At 56.8% G+C, this 18,038-nt stretch carries 12 protein-coding genes; 9 read left to right on the forward strand and 3 right to left on the reverse strand.

Features of this window, described 5'->3' with window-relative positions:
* Positions 1–155: 155 nt before the first annotated feature.
* Positions 156–1,136 (forward strand): malate dehydrogenase, encoded by a 981-nt coding sequence (locus EYC82_RS04445; RefSeq protein ID WP_279248336.1) that lies wholly within the window; start codon positions 156–158, stop codon positions 1,134–1,136.
* A 78-nt stretch (positions 1,137–1,214) separates the two neighbouring features.
* Positions 1,215–1,835 (forward strand): TetR/AcrR family transcriptional regulator, encoded by a 621-nt coding sequence (locus tag EYC82_RS04450; RefSeq protein ID WP_279248337.1) that lies wholly within the window; start codon positions 1,215–1,217, stop codon positions 1,833–1,835.
* A gap of 79 nt (positions 1,836–1,914) precedes the next feature.
* On the opposite strand, the gene EYC82_RS04455 is transcribed toward EYC82_RS04450, so the two are convergent.
* Both EYC82_RS04455 and EYC82_RS04460 read right to left on the reverse strand, forming a co-directional pair.
* Positions 1,915–4,368 carry an ABC transporter permease gene (locus tag EYC82_RS04455; RefSeq protein ID WP_279248338.1) on the reverse strand — a complete coding sequence of 818 codons (2,454 nt, stop codon included), beginning with the start codon at positions 4,366–4,368 and terminating at the stop codon, positions 1,915–1,917.
* Positions 4,369–4,395: 27 nt separating this feature from the next.
* A complete protein-coding gene (locus EYC82_RS04460; RefSeq protein WP_279248339.1) occupies positions 4,396–5,058 on the reverse strand; it encodes an ABC transporter ATP-binding protein in 663 nt (220 codons plus the stop codon).
* On the opposite strand from EYC82_RS04460, the gene EYC82_RS04465 reads away from it, so the two are divergent.
* The 7 genes from EYC82_RS04465 to EYC82_RS04495 all read left to right on the forward strand — a co-directional run bounded on the left by EYC82_RS04465 (position 5,057) and on the right by EYC82_RS04495 (position 15,335).
* On the forward strand, positions 5,057–5,698 hold the full coding sequence (locus EYC82_RS04465) for an arylesterase (protein WP_279248340.1): 642 nt from the start codon (positions 5,057–5,059) through the stop codon (positions 5,696–5,698). The genes EYC82_RS04460 and EYC82_RS04465 overlap by 2 nt on opposite strands.
* Positions 5,695–6,984, forward strand: a complete 1,290-nt coding sequence (locus tag EYC82_RS04470) for an adenosylmethionine--8-amino-7-oxononanoate transaminase (protein WP_279248341.1) — start codon at positions 5,695–5,697, stop codon at positions 6,982–6,984. Before EYC82_RS04465 ends, EYC82_RS04470 begins: the two co-directional genes overlap by 4 nt.
* A 206-nt stretch (positions 6,985–7,190) precedes the next feature.
* Positions 7,191–8,045, forward strand: a complete 855-nt coding sequence (locus EYC82_RS04475; RefSeq protein ID WP_279248342.1) for an ion transporter — start codon at positions 7,191–7,193, stop codon at positions 8,043–8,045.
* A 155-nt stretch (positions 8,046–8,200) separates the two neighbouring features.
* Positions 8,201–10,336, forward strand: coding sequence for a YgiQ family radical SAM protein (locus EYC82_RS04480; RefSeq protein WP_279248343.1), 2,136 nt, complete (start codon positions 8,201–8,203; stop codon positions 10,334–10,336).
* Positions 10,337–10,380: 44 nt separating this feature from the next.
* The gene (locus tag EYC82_RS04485) at positions 10,381–10,938 is read left to right on the forward strand and encodes a YtfJ family protein (protein WP_279248344.1); all 558 of its coding nucleotides are present in this window, start codon (positions 10,381–10,383) and stop codon (positions 10,936–10,938) included.
* A gap of 61 nt (positions 10,939–10,999) precedes the next feature.
* Positions 11,000–12,151, forward strand: coding sequence for an efflux RND transporter periplasmic adaptor subunit (locus EYC82_RS04490; protein ID WP_279248345.1), 1,152 nt, complete (start codon positions 11,000–11,002; stop codon positions 12,149–12,151).
* Positions 12,152–12,158: 7 nt separating this feature from the next.
* Entirely contained in the window at positions 12,159–15,335 is a 3,177-nt protein-coding gene (locus EYC82_RS04495) for an efflux RND transporter permease subunit (protein WP_279248346.1), read from the forward strand.
* Between the two features lie 44 nt (positions 15,336–15,379).
* Here EYC82_RS04495 and hrpB read toward each other — a convergent pair whose 3' ends face one another.
* Positions 15,380–17,938, reverse strand: coding sequence for an ATP-dependent helicase HrpB (gene hrpB / locus EYC82_RS04500; RefSeq protein WP_279248347.1), 2,559 nt, complete (start codon positions 17,936–17,938; stop codon positions 15,380–15,382).
* Positions 17,939–18,038: the final 100 nt, after the last annotated feature.

The following is an 18,038-nucleotide window of genomic DNA, read 5'->3' on the forward strand; positions in this document are numbered from 1 at the left end:
CCACGCACGGCAATCTGGAAAATTGTTCGCCAATCAGGCCCAGCGCGAGCATGCGCCACTCGCGAGATAGAGCGCAATCTTGTAATTTCAATGGTTTGCCTCGACAATGTGCGCCTTCGAAATACTCACACACTATCGACAAGGACGCACCTCCCATGAAACAACCTGTTCGTGTTACCGTCACCGGCGCCGCGGGCCAGATTGGCTATGCACTTCTGTTCCGTATCGCCTCTGGTGCAATGCTCGGTAATGACCAGCCTGTCATCCTTCAGCTGTTGGATATTACTCCTGCCATGGACGCACTAGAAGGTGTGAAAATGGAGTTGGAAGACTGCGCATTCCCTCTGCTGGCAGACATTGTATGTACCGACGATCCTGGCACGGGCTTCAAGGATACGGATTACGCCCTGCTGGTTGGCGCCCGACCCCGCGGCCCAGGCATGGAGCGCAAGGATCTGCTGGAGGCCAATGCCGCGATTTTCTCTGTGCAGGGCAAAGCGATTAACGAACGTGCCAGCCGAAATATAAAAGTCCTTGTTGTGGGCAACCCGGCCAACACCAATGCCCTCATCACGCAACGCAACGCGCCGGATATTAATCCGCGCAACTTTACCGCGATGACACGGCTCGACCACAATCGGGCCAAGACCCAAATTGCGCTCAAAACAGGCAGGACAGTTAACGATATCACCCGCATGACAATCTGGGGCAATCACTCAGCCACCCAGTACCCCGACCTGTTCAATACCCGCGTAGATGGGCAGCCGGCCATTGGGCTAGTCGACCAAGCGTGGTACGAGGAGACGTTCATTCCCACCGTGCAACAGCGCGGAGCTGCAATCATAAAGGCCCGGGGCGCCTCATCGGCTGCCTCTGCCGCCAATGCCGCGATAGACCACATGCGGTCCTGGGCGCTGGGTACCGACGGAGACGACTGGGTGTCCATGGGCGTGCATTCAGACGGCTCTTACGGTATCGAGGAAGGGCTGATCTATTCCTTTCCCTGCCGCTGCTCTGACGGTGATTGGAGTATCGTTCAGGACGTCGAAATAGGCGATTTCAGTCGTGGCAAAATGTCAGCAACAGAGCGTGAGCTCGCTGAAGAGAGGGATGGCGTAAAGCATTTATTACCGTAGCCCGTGACAACCGCGTTCGCTCTGAAAAAAGGGATAGAGTATTGCTCTGTCCCTTTTTTTTTGCGATAACCTTGTTTTATGACTGACACCTCGACGCAAAAAAACTATCACCATGGCAACCTCAGGGCTGAACTCCTTGAAGCTGCAATCAACCAGTTACGCAATGCTGAAGTTGAAGAGCTGAGCCTACGCGCGCTCGCGCGCGACCTGGGGGTATCGCAGACTGCGCCCTATCGACACTTCTCAGACAAGGGTGAGTTGCTGGCCGCTATGGCTGCCCGCGGCTACCGTGACCTTTTGACGGCCCTGCAACGATCGAGTGAAACCTGCAATGGCCTGCCTGGCGAACAACTCATTGCATTTGCGCACGCCTACGTGAACTACGCTGCCGCCAATCCACAGCTGTTCAAACTCATCTTTGGCCCCGCCACTCAACCTGCCGAGAAGTATCCCGAACTGCGGGCCGCCAGTCGCGACACACTGCGTCTGGTACAGGACATACTGCAGCAGGGTATCGACGCAGGGGCCTTTCAACAGGGCGAAAATGCCGCCTATCTCGCGAATGCAGGCTGGTCTGGCATCCATGGCCTGGCCACGCTGCTGATTGACACACCGGGGTTATTCGAACGCTATATTGACCTGAAAAGGCAGGTGGACCTGAGTGTAGGGATATTCATCGAGGGTATCAGTACGCACTGAAGACCACTGGCAGCGCTGCACGCAATGCGGCCCAGCCTGCCCCGTGTGATCTCTGCTAAACCCCCACAAAAACTGAATCTCAGATATCCCGTAACACCACGAGCGGCGACACCGAGACGACGCGCCGACAGCAATAGACACCCAATCCACCGATCAAAAGCGCGCCAAATGCCAAGCCGATAGGCCAGATCCAGGGGGCGGGTGTGTACACCATGTCCATCGCGTGCGTTTGCAAAATGTAGACAGACAGCTCAGCCCCAACCACCGCCAGCAGGCCTGCAAACAGGCCCATCGTTACAAATTCGATGAGCAGTCCTCCCAGGATCAGTTGACGAGATGCCCCGAGCGCGCGGAGGATAGCGCTCTCCTGCATCCTTGCATCCACTGAGGCCTGCACCCCGGCAACCAGCACCAGGGCACCTGCACCCAGAATGACCGCCAGTACCAGATTAATTGCGGCAGTTACCTGATTGATAATAGTACGAATCTGTTCGATAACCGCATCCATTTCGACGACGGTGACTGTCGGGAACTCGCGGATAAACTCATTGAGGAAACGTTTTTCCGATCGCCCCAAATGAAAACTTGTCATAAACGTCGCCGGGAACTCTGTTAACAGCGCGGGCGGAAAGACCAGATAAAAGTTGGGTTGCATGGACTGCCAATCCAGCTGGCGCACGCTGCTCACCCTGGCAACAAACGCCTCTGCACCCACGAGAAAAGCCACTTCATCCCCAACCGAAATGTCCATACGCTCGGCAAACTCGTCCTCCAGGGACACCAGGGCTTCACGCGTGCCCGGCTCCCACCATTGACCCGCAACCAGCAGGTTGTCCGGGGGAAGCTGCTCCGACCAGGTGAAATTGACCTCTCGCTGTCGGCGATTTTCTTTTACGTCCTGCGTAGTCGGCAAATCCGCACCGTTCACGGACATAATCCGCCCGCGGATCATTGGAAAAAACGGTTGGGTCTTGATTTTTTGTTGCCGCAGCGTCGCCTCAATCGCCTGTACTTCGTCGGCGACAACGTTGACCATAAAGTGATTCGGTACGTCCTCAGGCAACTGGGTTTGCCATTCATCGATGAGCGACGTTCTTACCAGAAGCAGCATCAACAGCAACATGATCGCCATGGCGAAGATCACCACCTGCAGTGCATTCGCGGCTCCGCGGCGCTGCAGGCCAGAAAGAGCGAGTCGCCAGATACTTCCCGCACTCATGCCAACCAGCCGGCCGCCGCGAAGCAACAGGAGCGCGAGGCAAAAACCGAGACCCGCCGTGAGGAGCAAGCCGGCCAGCACTGCCATCGTCAGCGCCAGATCCTGGCTGTACCACCACATCAACAGGCTGATTGCGCCCAGTCCCAGCAGGTAGTCCGTCATGGCGCGCCGGCTCTCAAGGGGCATATCACGCCGCAGAACCCTGAGCGGACTGGTATCGCCCAAACGACGCAACGGAGGCCACGCGAAGCAGAGAAGACAGGTCATGGCCGTGGTGGCCCCTATCGCATAGGGTCGCACTCCCGCGGCGCCCGGTTCAAGGGGAAGCTGGTCACCAAAAAGGGTGAAAAACACCGTTTGCAAACTCCACCCGAGCACGCAGCCCAACCCGGTCGCGACACCGCCCAGAATGATCAGGCTCACTCCGTAGAGACGATTGACTCGCTGCGAACTCGCACCAAGGCTCTTGAGTATGGCCACGTAGTCGTGATGCCGTTCACTGAATCGCCTCGCTGCCAACGCCACAGCAACACCGGCCAACACCACGGCCAAACTACCCGAAAGCAACAGGAAGCCCTCTGCGCGCTCAAGCGCGCTGTCGATACCCGGTTGCCCCTCACCCACCTTGACGATCGACTGTCCGTCCGTCAGCAGCGGTTCCAACCAACGATCGAATGTATCCACGGCATCCTGCCCACCTGCATACAGTTGACGGTACTCCACACGACTGCCGGGCTGTACCACGGCGGTCGCTTCAATATCACTGTAGTGCATGATGACGCGAGGGCCAAAGCCATAAAAAGAGGCGCCCTGATCTGGTTCGGTCCTCGCCGCAGCGGCAATGACAAAGTCCTGCTCCCCGATGCCAACCGTCTCCCCGATCGCCACGCCAAGCAGAGGGAACAGGCGGGAATCTAGCCACACTTCACCGGGCAACGGACCTCGCGCAGCGGGCTGCACCTCGCCAAAAGGCACATCACTGGCAGTTAATTCACCCCGCAGTGGGTATCTATCGCTGACCGCCTTGACAGACGCGAGGTACATCTTGTCTTCCCCGGCGTAAACCATCGAGGGAAACTGCAGGGTTTCGGCGTGGCTGAGCCCCTGCGCGGCGGCACGCTGCAACCACTCGGCGGGGAGGCCTCTGCTACTGCGAACCACCATGTCGGCAGCGAGAAAACGATGACTCTCCTGCTCCAGCGCTGACTGCAGGCGGGTAGTGAACGCGCTGATTCCAGACACCACGCCGACGGACAGTACCAGCGCTGCGAGCAGGATACCCAGTTCTCCCCCGCGCCAATCGCGCGCCAGCATCCTTCTCGCCGTGACAGACACGCCCCGCTACTCCGTCACCAGCCTACCGCTGTCGAGGCGCAACCGCCTCTGACAACGCTCGGCAAGCACCAGATCGTGGGTTACCAGCACCAGGGTGGTGCCTTCTTCCCGGTTGAGCTCAAACAGTACCTCGATGATACGCTGCCCCGTCTCGGTGTCGAGATTACCGGTGGGTTCGTCGGCGAACAGAATGGCGGGTTTTGATGCAAAAGCCCGAGCCACCGCCACACGCTGCTGCTCGCCTCCGGACAGCTGCAGTGGATAATGCTCCATCCTGTCATCCAACTCGACTCGCTCAAGGTAATGCCGCGCGAGCGGCCCTGCATCGCTACTGCCTTGCAGCTCCAGCGGTAACATGACGTTTTCGAGCGCAGTGAGGGCAGGGAGAAGCTGGAAGGACTGAAATACAAAGCCGACATAACGCGCCCTGAAGCTCGCTCGGCCGTCTTCGTCCAGCGATCCAAGATCAACATCATTTATAACGACACTGCCGGCGGTAGCGCAGTCCAGCCCGGCCAACAGACCGAGCAATGTTGATTTGCCTGACCCCGACGCGCCCACGACCGCAACGGTCTCGCCCGACTTGATTTCCAGACTAATCCCTTTCAATATCTCCAACTCCTCCCCTGCCATGGGGACTCGCTTCTGGAGATTCTCGCATTTGATCATGCCAACATTTCCTTTTGTATCATTACGCCTCGCGCTGCTGCCTGGATTACTCACCTTGGCGGTGACCGTCCTGGCGCAGACCAGCCCTCCCAGAGTTCTTGTGCTGGGGGATAGTATCAGCGCGGCCTATGGTATGTCTCTGGAACAGGGCTGGGTAACACAAATGTCACAGCGTTTGGCAGACGATGCTGTGGCTGCTGAGATTATTAATGCCAGCATCAGTGGCGAAACCAGCGGTGGCGCACTTAAACGCCTACCGAAACTGCTCAAATCGCACGCGCCAGAGGTAGTCGTTATTGAGATCGGCGGCAACGATGGCTTGCGTGGTTACCCACTGGACAAACTGAAAAAGAATATCGCACGCCTGGTGCGGCTATCCGAAGACGCGGGCGCCCGAACCGTTCTGGTCCCGATGGAAATACCACCCAATTACGGCCGTCGCTATACCACGGGATTCCGCAATCTGTATCCCTCTATTGCCCAAGAAACAGGTGCTACGCTGTCGCCTTTCATCATGGATGGCGTCGCCACGCAGCCCACGCTAATGCAGGATGACGGCATTCACCCTACTGCTGAGGCACAACCACTTCTTGTCGAAAACATGATGTCCACGATCAAGCGAGCCCTGCAAACACCATGACTAACACGTGGGAACAACTGCAAACGGGCGACAGGGAAACCATTTGGCACCCATACTCTCCCTCCACTGCCGCGGCGGAAATTTTTCCTGTAACACGTGCGGACGGTGTCAGGCTGCAGCTTGCCGATGAGCGACAACTGATCGACGGGATGTCGTCCTGGTGGTGCGCCATCCACGGCTATAACCACCCAGCACTCAACGATGCCGTGACAACCCAGCTAAACGAAATGTCCCACGTTATGTTTGGCGGATTGACCCACCCTCCCGCGGTAGCGCTGGCCCGTCTGCTGGTAGACATCACACCAGCTGAGCTGACCCGGGTTTTCTTCAGCGATTCGGGCTCTGTTGCAGTGGAAGTGGCCATCAAGATGGCAATCCAGTTTTGGCATGGCATCGGCAAACCACGAAAACGCAAGTTGGTGGCGCTGCGCAACGCTTACCACGGTGACACCTGCGGCGCGATGTCCCTGTGCGACCCGGTGACCGGCATGCATCATCTTTTCGGCGACACGCTGACGCAACAGCTCTTTGCCCCGCAACCGGCATGCAGATTCGGAGAAAAATACGAGGTGCAGCACCTTCGGGGCATGGATGACTTGTTAACGGTTCACGCAGATGACATCGCAGCGGTGATTGTCGAGCCTGTGGTTCAGGGCGCTGGAGGCATGTATTTCTACGCACCGGAGTACCTTGTGCACTTACAGGCGCTGTGCGCGAGACACGACGTGCTCCTTATCTTCGACGAAATCGCTACAGGCTTTGGTCGCACGGGAAAACTGTTTGCGATGGAACATGCCGGGGTTACGCCGGATATAGTGTGCCTCGGCAAAGCTCTGACCGGCGGCTACATGACCCTAGCTGCAACGCTCTGCAACGACAGAATCTGCAGGGGAATAGACCGCAGCGAGGTGGGGGCGTTCATGCACGGCCCCACTTTCATGGCAAATCCTCTCGCCTGCGCCGCCGCCATTGCGAGCATTAAACTGCTACTGTCGCAGCCGTGGCAACGTCGATTAAAGGAGATCGAAAAAAATCTTGCCGATGGGCTGGAGCCTGCCCGCGAGCTGCGCAATGTCGCAGACGTCAGGGTACTGGGTGGTATCGGTGTCATTGAGCTTACCAGCCCTGTCAACATGGCGAAGGTGCAACCGCTGTTCGTCGAGCAGGGTGTTTGGGTCAGGCCCTTTGGTAAGCTCGTGTACACGATGCCCGCTTACATAATGGATAGCGATGATGTCGCCACTCTGACAAGTGCGATGGTCAACGTCGTCGCCCAAATTCAATAGTGACCGCGCTTACCTGCAACTGCTACCGGGGTCTAACCGGTGCCGGCGAGGACACCACCGTGCGAGTAGCGTGGTGACTGCCCCGGCGCAATGGGCATCGGCCAACATTCAATTGTTGGAGATTTGTGCCGCGCGATTGTACAAATGAGACTGCGTCTAATATAGTGTGAGGCCTCTTCGTGGCCACGGTGCGGTTACCGATTCTGATGTCAAAACGGCAACAAACGCCACTGCAGAAAAAGTTCTACGACGTTATATTCGGCACCGAGACCACGGCCGGGCAAGCGTTCGATATCGCACTAATCATTGTAATTCTTGCCAGCGTAGTGATTATCATGCTGGATTCCGTAATTTCGCTCTCTGCGCAATACGGTTCGCTATTTCTGCAACTTGAATGGCTGTTTACGATCCTCTTTACCCTCGAGTACTCTATCCGGATTTGGTGTGCGCCCAATCGCAGGGCTTACGCCAAGAGCACCTACGGCATCATCGATCTGCTCGCCGTGCTGCCGACCTATGTTGCGTTGCTTATCCCACAAACTTCCCCCCTACTCATCATTCGCCTATTGCGCATCCTGCGCATATTTCGGGTGCTGCGACTGCTTTCCCTGTTGCGAGAAGCCAATCACCTCGCGGCTGCCCTGCAGCGTTCGGCAAGAAAAATCTTTGTTTTTTTTGCCATGATGATGATCCTGACTACCCTCTTTGGCTGTTTGGTTTACGTGGCAGAGGGCGGCAATAACGGATTTGAGAACATCCCTCGTAGTATTTACTGGGCCATTGTGACAATCACAACCGTAGGCTATGGGGACGTTGTTCCTCAGACCTCCATGGGGCGCGCTATCGCATCCGTCGGCATGCTGGTCGGATACGCTGTTATCGCTGTGCCAACAGGCATCGTCACGGCCGAACTGACCGTCTCCCAGCAAGCGCGTGAAGATCGAGAGACACGCCAATCACGCAATTGCAGTAATTGCGCCAATGTAGAAACAGATCGTGACGCGCACTATTGCCGCACCTGTGGTACCGCGCTACCGAAACCGGGCCACGAGCCAGAATAATCCCCCCGACCAGACGCTCTGGGGCAGTAAACCGCAACTCCGCGCCGTATTAGCACATTACTGCCGATAAATGGGCGGCACAGCCTGCCGCGTCGTGCCTGTCACCACCGCCGGTGTATTGCTATAATACGGCACCGACTCCTAGGCGCGACCCCATGGCAACACCCCTCTTTTCCTATCGCAAATTCTGGGCGGAGTGCCTTGGTCCTGCTCCCGAGCTGCCTATGTCTCGTGCTGAAATGGACGCACTGGGGTGGGACAGCTGCGACATCATTGTCGTAACGGGCGATGCTTACGTTGATCACCCCAGCTTTGGAATGGCGGTTATTGGTAGGCTGTTAGAGGCACAGGGGTTCCGTGTAGGGATTATTGCCCAGCCTGACTGGAGCAACACCCGGGACTTCGAAGCTCTGGGACAACCCAATCTTTTTTTCGGCGTTGCAGCCGGCAACATGGACTCCATGATCAACCGCTACACCGCCGACAAAAAGCGGCGTAATGACGATGCCTACACCCCAGGCAATACAGGAGACAAACGGCCGGACCGAGCCGTTATTGTCTATAGCCAGCGGCTGAGAGAAGCATTTCGTGGTGTGCCGCTGGTGATAGGCAGTATTGAAGCGAGCCTTCGGCGAATCGCGCATTATGACTACTGGAGCGACAAGATACGTCGCTCTATATTGCTGGACAGCCGCGCTGACTTGTTACTCTATGGCAACGCAGAGCGCGCGATTGTCGATATCGCACACCGCATGGCAGGCGGTGAGACAATACATCAAATTCGCGATCTGCGCGGCACAGCCTTCGTACGCAAGCGTGTTCCTGAACACTGGCAGATTATTGACTCAACCAGTATCGACGTTATCGGACCCGTTCAGGCACCCTTGAACCCCTACGCAGAGATCCCTGTCGAGCAGTGCGAACAGGAGAAGAGCCCCGAGGTAGCCGCTCAACCGGTTACTCTCCTGGAACGCAGTGACAATGCTACCGGACTCTGCGTTATTCGCATTCCCTCCTTCGATCAGGTGCGTGAAGACCCCGCCCTTTACGCTCACGCCTCGCGCATCCTGCACAAAGAGACCAATCCATATAATGCCCGACCACTGGTGCAGGCCCATGGCGATCGTGAGGTCTGGCTTAATGCGCCCCCCATCCCACTCGAAACCGGGGAGCTGGATCAGGTGTTCGAACTGCCCTACACACGACTTCCGCACACCCGCTACGGCGATGAGAAGATCAGTGCCTATGAGATGATTCGCCATTCAATCAATATCATGCGTGGCTGCTTTGGCGGCTGCACTTTCTGCTCCATCACTGAACACGAGGGGCGCATCATCCAGAATCGTTCCGAGGATTCAATTCTTCGTGAAATCGAGCAGATTCGTGACACGTCACCGGCTTTTACGGGCGTCATTTCTGATCTGGGCGGTCCGACCGCCAACATGTGGCGCGTGGCCTGCAAGAGCAAAGAGATAGAAGCGCAATGTCGCAAGCTCAGCTGCGTATTTCCTTCTATATGCAAAAATTTGAATACTGATCAGACGCCCCTGGTCAACCTTTACCGTAAGGCTCGTAAAGTACCGGGCGTGAAGAAAGTGCTGATAGCCTCCGGGGTGCGCTACGACCTTGCGGTAGAGACGCCTGAATACGTAGAAGAACTGGTCACACACCACGTGGGGGGATACCTCAAAATCGCACCAGAGCATACGGAGGATGGCCCTCTTTCGCTCATGATGAAGCCGGGGATTGGCACCTACGAGCGCTTCAGGTCGATGTTCGAAAAGTACTCCAAGGCTGCGGGGAAAAAACAGTTCCTTATCCCCTACTTCATTGCTGCGCACCCTGGCACCAGTGACCTCGACATGATGCATCTCGCGCTGTGGCTGAAAAAAAACAAATACCGAGCGGACCAGGTGCAAACCTACTATCCCTCACCGATGGCCACCGCAACGGCGATGTATCACAGCGGATTAAACCCGCTACAGAGAGTGCGACGTTCTTCATCCAGCATTGCATCGATCAAGGGTCTGTCGCAGCGCAAGCTGCACAAGGCTTTTCTTAGGTATCACGACCCCGATAACTGGCCTGTTTTGCGACGAGCACTGAAGAAACTGGGTCGCGCAGACCTGATCGGCAACGGGCAACACCAATTGATACCCACTCGGCAGCCGGCAAAGAGACATCAGACTGTGAGCAACAGCGCCAACACGTTCACAACGCAACATCTCGGCCTCCCCAGGGTACCGAACCAATCCGGGCGCACGCCCCCCCGCAGCAAGCGACGAGGCTGAACACTCAATCTTCCCAATATTCTAAAATAAAAGGAGCATCACCCATGACACCATTACGCGTAATCGCAGCCTTGCTGCTGGCCATTACCACCACAAGCAGCGTTGCCTCCGCGCCCACTCCGGGCGCTCCCTTACCCTCTCTAGAGATAACGGAGCGAGGTGAGCTGACGATGGAGGGCGATGACTTTGAATTCATCCCCTGGGACTCCGATACGCCACGGAATACGGTGCACGTCATTCAGTATTTCGGCGCGACACTTGGTGATCGCGATGTTTTCAAGCCGTTTACCGATATGTTGGAGGCCAAGCTGGAGCCAGGTTCTGTGCACGTGTCCACGGTTCTCAACCTGGACGCTGCAGTATGGGGCACTACAGGATTCGTTGTTTCAGAACTGAAGAAAAACAAACAGCAACATCCCAGCGCAACCATGGTTCTGGACGCAGATGGAGAGGGTGTTGATACCTGGGCATTGGGCGAGGCTGGAACCGGCCTGATCATTATGGATAAAGCCGGCATCGTGCGGTACTTTTCTCTGGGCTCGCCTGACGAGAACGCACTGGCGACGACACTCGAACTCATCAAAACACTCTCGGGCAGCTGAGCGCGCTTCCTGTAGCCCAGGCACATTGAGCTAAATATTCGCGGGAACGGCAAGGCTATTTATGATGGTGATGCACAAAAAGCTGCTCTACCCAATCGTCCTGTTAGTGTGCGGTTTCCTCGCTGCTTACCTGATCTCGATCAGTAGCCCTGAAGTCGTACCGCAACCTTACGAACCCATTGTTCCAACTGTGCGGGTGGTTACCGCGCAAGAGTCCACCGAATACCTGGGAATAAACTCGCAGGGCACGGTACAACCCCGCAGCCAGAGTGAGCTGATCCCTGAGGTCTCGGGCCGAGTGACATGGATATCACCCTCTCTGGTCAATGGCGGATCCTTCAAAGATGGGGACGTACTGTTACGCATTGACGATGCCGATTACCTGACGTTGCTGGAGCGCAGTGAAGCCAGCCTGCAACGCGCGGACGTAGAGTACACCCTGGCCAACGATGAACTGGAGCGACTCATCAGTCTGCACGGGCGCCAACTAGCCAGTCAACAGCAATTGGACACCGCAAGGCGGGCAGCTCGAGTCAACAAGGCAAATCTGCGAGATGCCACGGCCGCACTGGAGCAGGCCCACCGCGACCTCTCTCGCACAGAGCTCAAATCCCCCTTTGATGGCCTGGTGCGCAGCGAACAGGTTGACCTGGGGCAGTTCGTCACGCGCGGGCAGAGCATCGGTACTATGTACGCCACCGATTATGTAGAGGTGCGACTTCCTATCTCCGCAGACCAGCTGGGATTCCTCGGGTTGCCTATCTCAACCCGGGGACTGATCCCCGCAGAGCTTAGGCCCCCTGTCACTATCGCGGCCGACTTTGGCGATACGCGTCTTGTTTGGGACGGGCAGCTGGTGCGGCTGGAAGCAGAGTTTGATGAACGCTCCCGCATGGTCTACGGCGTCGCGCGACTGCAGCTGGATGAAGATGAGGAGAGCCCCATAGTCCCGGTAGGCCTGTTCGTACAGGCAGCCATACAGGGCCGTAATGTCGAAGGGGTCATTCGTCTGCCGCGCTCTGCAATGCGCGACGATAACCAAATAATGGTTGTGGATTCGGACAATCGCCTGCGCTTCCGCCAAATCTCTCTCCTGCGTTTGGAGCACGACGACATACTGGTGCAAGAGGGACTCGAAGATGGTGAACTGGTGTGCGTGTCTCCCCTGCAAACTGTTGTTGATGGCATGCGTGTAAGCACGGTACTCGAATAAGGCGGTCATGCAGAAGCTCATACCCTGGTTTGTCAATAACGCAGTAGCCGCCAATCTGTTAATGCTAATACTGATTGCCGGTGGCCTACTTGCGCTGCCTCAAACACATCAGGAGGAGTTTCCCACTCTCGACGTTGATGCTGTGAACATTCAGGTTCCCTACCTCGGCGCCGCACCCGCCGAAGTAGAATCCGCCGTTTGCGTGCGGATAGAAGAGGCTATAGAGGGCACGGAGGGCATCGACAAGGTCGTCTCGGAAGCCTCTGAGGGATACTGCTCTGTGACCGTTGAACTTGTCGCAGGGGTTGATAAGACAAAGGCCTCTAACGATATCAAAAGCAAGGTCGATGCAATCGACTCCTTTCCTGCTGAAACCGAGCGTCCCGTCACTCGGGAAATCAGTATTCTGGCAACGGTATTTCAGATCGCTATTTCGGGCCCTGCCGATGAGCGCACACTCAAACTGGTTGGCGAGAAGATACGGGACGATATTGCTGCACTTCCCGGCGTATCGCAGGCTGTCCTGCAGTTCTCCCGGCCTTACGAGATATCAGTCGAGGTCTCAGAACAGACACTGCGCCGTCACGGCCTCACACTGGCTGCTATCGGTCAGGCAATAGCGGAGAGTTCACTCGATGTGCCGGGCGGCTCGATAAGAACAGAGGCGGGAGAAATATTGTTGCGCACGCGCGGCCAGGCATATAGCGGGCGCGAGTTTGACGACATCGTCGTCCTCACCCGTATGGACGGCACCAGCGTCACTTTGGGCGAAATTGCGACTGTTATCGACGGTTTTGAAGACAGTGATCTACAGGCACGATTCGACGGTGACCCCGCGGTCTCTGTTAAGGTTTCCCGTGTTGGCGAGGAAGACATTATGCTTATCGCCAAGCGGGTTAAAGCCTACCTGGTGCGAGCACAAGAGGAGGCTCCGGAGGGTATCGAACTGACGATATGGCAGGATGAGTCTCAAGACCTGGTAGATCGCCTGGACACCCTCTCGCGCAACGCCGTCAGCGGATTGCTACTCGTCCTGCTGGTTCTTACGCTGTTTCTTCGTTTTCGCCTCGCGATGTGGGTGGCTGCGGGCATTCCCATCGCGCTGCTTGGGGCTGTTGCCCTGTTTCCGCTAACCGGCACATCGATCAGCACCATGACGGTGATGGCTTTCATTCTTGTACTGGGCATCCTGGTTGATGACGCTATCGTGGTAGGGGAGCGTGTCTATGCCCATGAGCAGATGGGAAAACCGAGGCTGGAAGCAGCTAGCGTCGGCACCCTTGAGGTTTCCCTCCCGGTCTTCTTTGGCGTGCTCACAACCATGGCAACCTTTCTGCCTATACTCAGCATACCCGGTCCCATCGGAGGATTTTATCGACCTCTGGGGTATACCGTAATGCTGGCACTGGTTTTCAGCTTGGTGGAATCACAGCTCATCCTGCCCTCACACCTGGCCCACCGCGGTCGAAAAAAGCGTGGATTATCCAATCCCTTGGTGCGTAAATGGCAGACGTTGCAGGAACATCTCTCTGCCGCCATGGAGCGCGTAGCAAGCCATTATTACCTGCGGGCGATTAATACGGCCTTGCAATGGCGCTATCTGACGCTCAGTGCCGGGCTGGTTGTGCTGCTTATCACCGCATCACTCTTTGTCAGCGGCCGCATGCAGTTTCAGTTTTTTCCAGCCGTTGAAGGTACCCATCTTTACGCCACGCTGACCATGCCGGAAGGGACGCCAGTAGAAAAAACTGCAGAAGCGGTAGAGCAGATCGAGGAAGCGGCAGAACGATTACGGCAGGAGCTCGATATCAACCTCCCCGATGGGGAGCCCAGCAATATTTCGCATATTTTTAGTAGCATTGGTTCATTCATCCCAAAGGGCAGTATTAATAGTCGCGGGCAATCCCAGAGCAATCTCGCGGAGATCGGTATTGAACTGAATCTCCCCCGGGACTACAGCGGCGTATCCACTAAACAATACGCTAATCGATGGCGCGCCCTAACCGGCGGAATACCCGATGCAGTGGAGCTGGGCTTCACCTCGGAGGCCTTTGGCATGGGGAAGGCAATTTCATTTGAACTCTACGGAAAAGATTTTAACGAGCTGCGCGACGCCGCTGCCGAGCTGCGCATAGCTCTACAGGGATACAACGGTGTCATGGACGTGAGCGATTCCTTCCGCGGCGGCAAGCAGGAAGTGCAACTGACCCTGCTACCAGAGGCGCGTAATCTGGGTTTAACGCAGAATGATCTCGGGCAGCAAATCCGCCAGGCATTTTATGGCTACGAGGCACAACGATTGCAACGCGGCAAAGATGATATCCGTGTAATGGTGCGTTTTCCCGAGGATGAAAGGCGCTCATTGGGAGACCTCGAGTCCATGCGTATCCGCACCTCAGAGGGCATAGAGGTGCCGATTAGCAGCGTGGCGACGGCATCACTCGCCCGAGGTTACACAACTATACGACGCATGGACGGCCGTCGGGTCGTCACGGTAACAGCCGATGTCAATCGCACCATAACCACGCCGGAAACGGTCATCGGGGCCATCACAGGTCAGGCACTAGACGATATTTTGTCTCGCTACCCTGGTGTTAGTTTTGCGCTAGCCGGGGAAGCCGAGGAACGCAGCGAGTCGATGGGTGCCCTGGTGAGTACGGCGATGCTGGCCCTGCTTATCATTTACGCCCTGCTCGCCATTCCGCTGAAATCTTATCTGCAACCATTGGTCATTATGAGCGTCATCCCTTTTGGTGCGGTGGGAGCGATCCTGGGCCACTTGCTGCTTGGCATGCCTCTGGTCTTTTTCTCCCTGCTGGGAATCGTTGCGCTGTCAGGCGTCGTGGTCAATGCTAGCTTGGTGCTCGTCGATTGTATCAACAAGCATCGCGCTACCGGTGAAAGCGTTATGTGGGCGGTAAGCCATGCCGGGAGTGTACGCTTTCGCCCCATCGTTTTGACTAGCATTACTACCTTTGTTGGCCTCATACCCATTATGTCGGACAAGACCATCTCGACACAGATTTTCACGCCCATGGCTGTATCCCTGGCTTTTGGCGTACTGCTGGGCACGGTTATCACCCTTTTTCTGGTGCCCTGCTTTTATCTCGTACTCGAGGACTTGGGCGCTTTCATGAATCGTTTTCGCACTGTAGACGACGACCCAACCCCGCAGCAGCAGTAGGCCGCACGCGGTGCAGGTGGCAGGGTGCCGCAGTGAACTCGCGGTTAGCTGACGCGCTTTCCTGTTGAACGGGTAGGTTCTGCAGTAAGTGGATCGTTCGGCCAGGGGTGCTTCGGATAGCGTCCGCGCATTTCCCGTCTGACCTCGTCATAACCCGTACGCCAGAAACCGGCAAGGTCCTGAGTTACCTGAAGGGGGCGCTGAGCCGGAGAGAGCAAATGGATCAACAGCAGCACCCGCCCCTCTGCTACTGACGGCGTCTCTTCACAGCCGAACATTTCCTGCAACTTGACCGCAAGCACCGGTGGCTCCTCACAGTAGTCGATCCTAATGCTGCTACCAGATGGCGCAACCCAGCGTTCAGGTGCCAGACGCTCCAGCTCAAGAGGCAACGGCCATGCCAGTAGGGCACGCAGGATATGCTTCATATCAAGCTTCTGAAAATCTTCCAGACGACTGACTGAATCAAGGTACGGTAGTAGCCAGGTGTCCAATGTCGCCAGCAGGGCGGCATCAGACATATCCGGCCACGGATTTTCTTCATCAGGCCCAGCATTGCGATGCAACAGCATTATCCTGGCACGCCATTGCTGCAGGTTCGGACTCCATGGAAGTATCCCGAGACCTTTTTTACGCACTACTCCAAGGAGCGACTGCGCTCGCGCAGCACGGGGAATATCCTGCATCCGCTCCCGGAACAAGGAAATACTGCCTACCATACCGCGACGCTCTGCCACAAATCGCCCGGCACGATCATCCCATTCGACACACTCCTGCTGTTGTACCACGGGGGACAGTATCTCCGAAAAGCAGGCGGGATTGAGGCGTACGGCACTGTAGATTTTGTCGATAGGCTGCCCGACCTTACCCCCCAAATCGGACACCGCAATCCATTCGTTGCCCGCTAGGCTATCACCGTCAGTCAGTACAGCTCGTCTGCCATTGGCCAGCTGGTACTTCACTCCGCCGGGTGACTGGAGTCGAGCAATGCGATCGGGGTATGCACTGGCGATCAGCACACCGAGTGTATCTTCCCCTTCAACGGAAACGCCGAACTTACGCGATTGGTGTACATCACGCGCAAGACGCCCGTAACGTCGCGCCTGCTTCCAGATCCTTTTGAACCAGCCCTGAAACGCTGACGGGCAGCGCGACTCACCCATGAGAATATCCAGCGCAGGCACAATATCCACGCCGTGCGATGAGAGGGGATTACGCTCGGACAAAACAGCCGCCAACAGGCACGCCGTTTCGAGGCTTTGGATATCGCAACCCACTAGCAACATGTGGGCAAGCCGAGGATGCAGTGGCATCTGGGCCAGACGCACACCGTGCGGCGTCAGCTGAAACCGTCCCTCATTATTTTTGAAGGCCGCACCGCATTGCTCCAACGTGCCGAGAGCCTGTCTGTAGGGCGCTTCCGGTGGCGACTGCGACCAGCGCAACTCTTTCGGATCCTGTACTCCCCAGGACAGTAACTGGAGGGCCATAGGAGCGAGATCTGATTGCAAGATCTCTGGCGTAGCGCGCGCCTCGAGGCGTTCATGCTGCTCCTCGCTCCAGAGACGATAACACACACCCGGCGCCAGCCGCCCGGCACGACCAAGGCGCTGTTCGGCCGAGGCTCGGGATACCCGCCGGGTGGTCAAGCGGGTAATGCCGCTTACAGGATCAAATACAGGCTCTCGCGCGAGGCCTGAATCAACCACCACATTGACACCTTCAATTGTCAGGCTCGTTTCTGCAACATTGGTAGCCAGTACAATTTTACGTTCGCCAGCGGGTGCAGGCGAAATTGCGCGCTGCTGCTGCTCCAGCGGCAGACCGCCGTACAGTGGCCGCAGCTGAATGGTTGCGTCATATGGCGCAAGCAGCCCGCTCAATGCTCTGCCCACCTCATTAATTTCGCGCTGACCGGGCAGAAACACCAGTAGACTGCCGGTCTGCTCCTGCAGCGCGCGCTGTATTGCTTTTACCAGGTACGTGACGACAGGGTCACGCAATGAACGTGCGCCGAGGTAACACTCCTTGACAGGAAACTGACGCCCTTCTGCGGTGATGAGCGGCGCACCGCCTAGCAGCGAGGACACTCCGCTACCATCAAGCGTCGCAGACATTACCAACAACTTCAAGGGCGGGCCTTCACGCAGCATACCGCGCCCATGCAGACAGAGTGCCAAGCACAGATCGGAATCGAGATTGCGCTCATGAAATTCATCAAAAATCACCAGCCCCACGTCTTCAAGGCCCGGGTCACGCTGCAGGCGCTGGGTAAGAATACCCTCCGTGATCACTTCAATCCGGGTGCTCTCACTGACCCGGCTCTCCATGCGAATGCGATAGCCCACTGTCTGACCCACTTCCTCGGCGAGCAGCATGGACATCCAATGGGCCGCTGCGCGCGCTGCGATGCGCCTCGGCTCCAGTACAAGAATCTTGCGGGCACCGAGCCATGGCTGGTTCAACAGACCAATAGGGATAAGTGTCGTTTTGCCGGCACCGGGAGGCGCCTGCAGCACGGCCTCGTCTGCCACTCTCAGACACTCTTTTAGTTCATCGAGGGCGGCACTGATAGGTAGCTGATCAATTGTTTGCTGTCGCATCGCCCGATTCTATCGAAGCGAGACAGCAACGACTAGCAGGAAATATGCCCCGAGAGGGTTGTTTTGGGCAACTGCCAGGTTACTCTCTGCGAGCGACCTC

This window comes from Candidatus Marimicrobium litorale (assembly GCF_026262645.1).
GTDB lineage: Bacteria > Pseudomonadota > Gammaproteobacteria > Pseudomonadales > Halieaceae > Marimicrobium > Marimicrobium litorale.

Coding starts and splice junctions, on each gene's coding strand:
- EYC82_RS04455 (WP_279248338.1), bottom strand. CDS start 4,368: ATGCTGGCGCGCGATTGGCGCGGGGGAGAACTGGGTATCCTGCTCGCA.
- EYC82_RS04475 (WP_279248342.1), top strand. CDS start 7,191: ATGTCAAAACGGCAACAAACGCCACTGCAGAAAAAGTTCTACGACGTT.
- EYC82_RS04495 (WP_279248346.1), top strand. CDS start 12,159: ATGCAGAAGCTCATACCCTGGTTTGTCAATAACGCAGTAGCCGCCAAT.
- hrpB (WP_279248347.1), bottom strand. CDS start 17,938: ATGCGACAGCAAACAATTGATCAGCTACCTATCAGTGCCGCCCTCGAT.
- EYC82_RS04445 (WP_279248336.1), top strand. CDS start 156: ATGAAACAACCTGTTCGTGTTACCGTCACCGGCGCCGCGGGCCAGATT.
- EYC82_RS04490 (WP_279248345.1), top strand. CDS start 11,000: ATGATGGTGATGCACAAAAAGCTGCTCTACCCAATCGTCCTGTTAGTG.
- EYC82_RS04485 (WP_279248344.1), top strand. CDS start 10,381: ATGACACCATTACGCGTAATCGCAGCCTTGCTGCTGGCCATTACCACC.
- EYC82_RS04450 (WP_279248337.1), top strand. CDS start 1,215: ATGACTGACACCTCGACGCAAAAAAACTATCACCATGGCAACCTCAGG.
- EYC82_RS04470 (WP_279248341.1), top strand. CDS start 5,695: ATGACTAACACGTGGGAACAACTGCAAACGGGCGACAGGGAAACCATT.
- EYC82_RS04480 (WP_279248343.1), top strand. CDS start 8,201: ATGGCAACACCCCTCTTTTCCTATCGCAAATTCTGGGCGGAGTGCCTT.
- EYC82_RS04465 (WP_279248340.1), top strand. CDS start 5,057: ATGCCAACATTTCCTTTTGTATCATTACGCCTCGCGCTGCTGCCTGGA.
- EYC82_RS04460 (WP_279248339.1), bottom strand. CDS start 5,058: ATGATCAAATGCGAGAATCTCCAGAAGCGAGTCCCCATGGCAGGGGAG.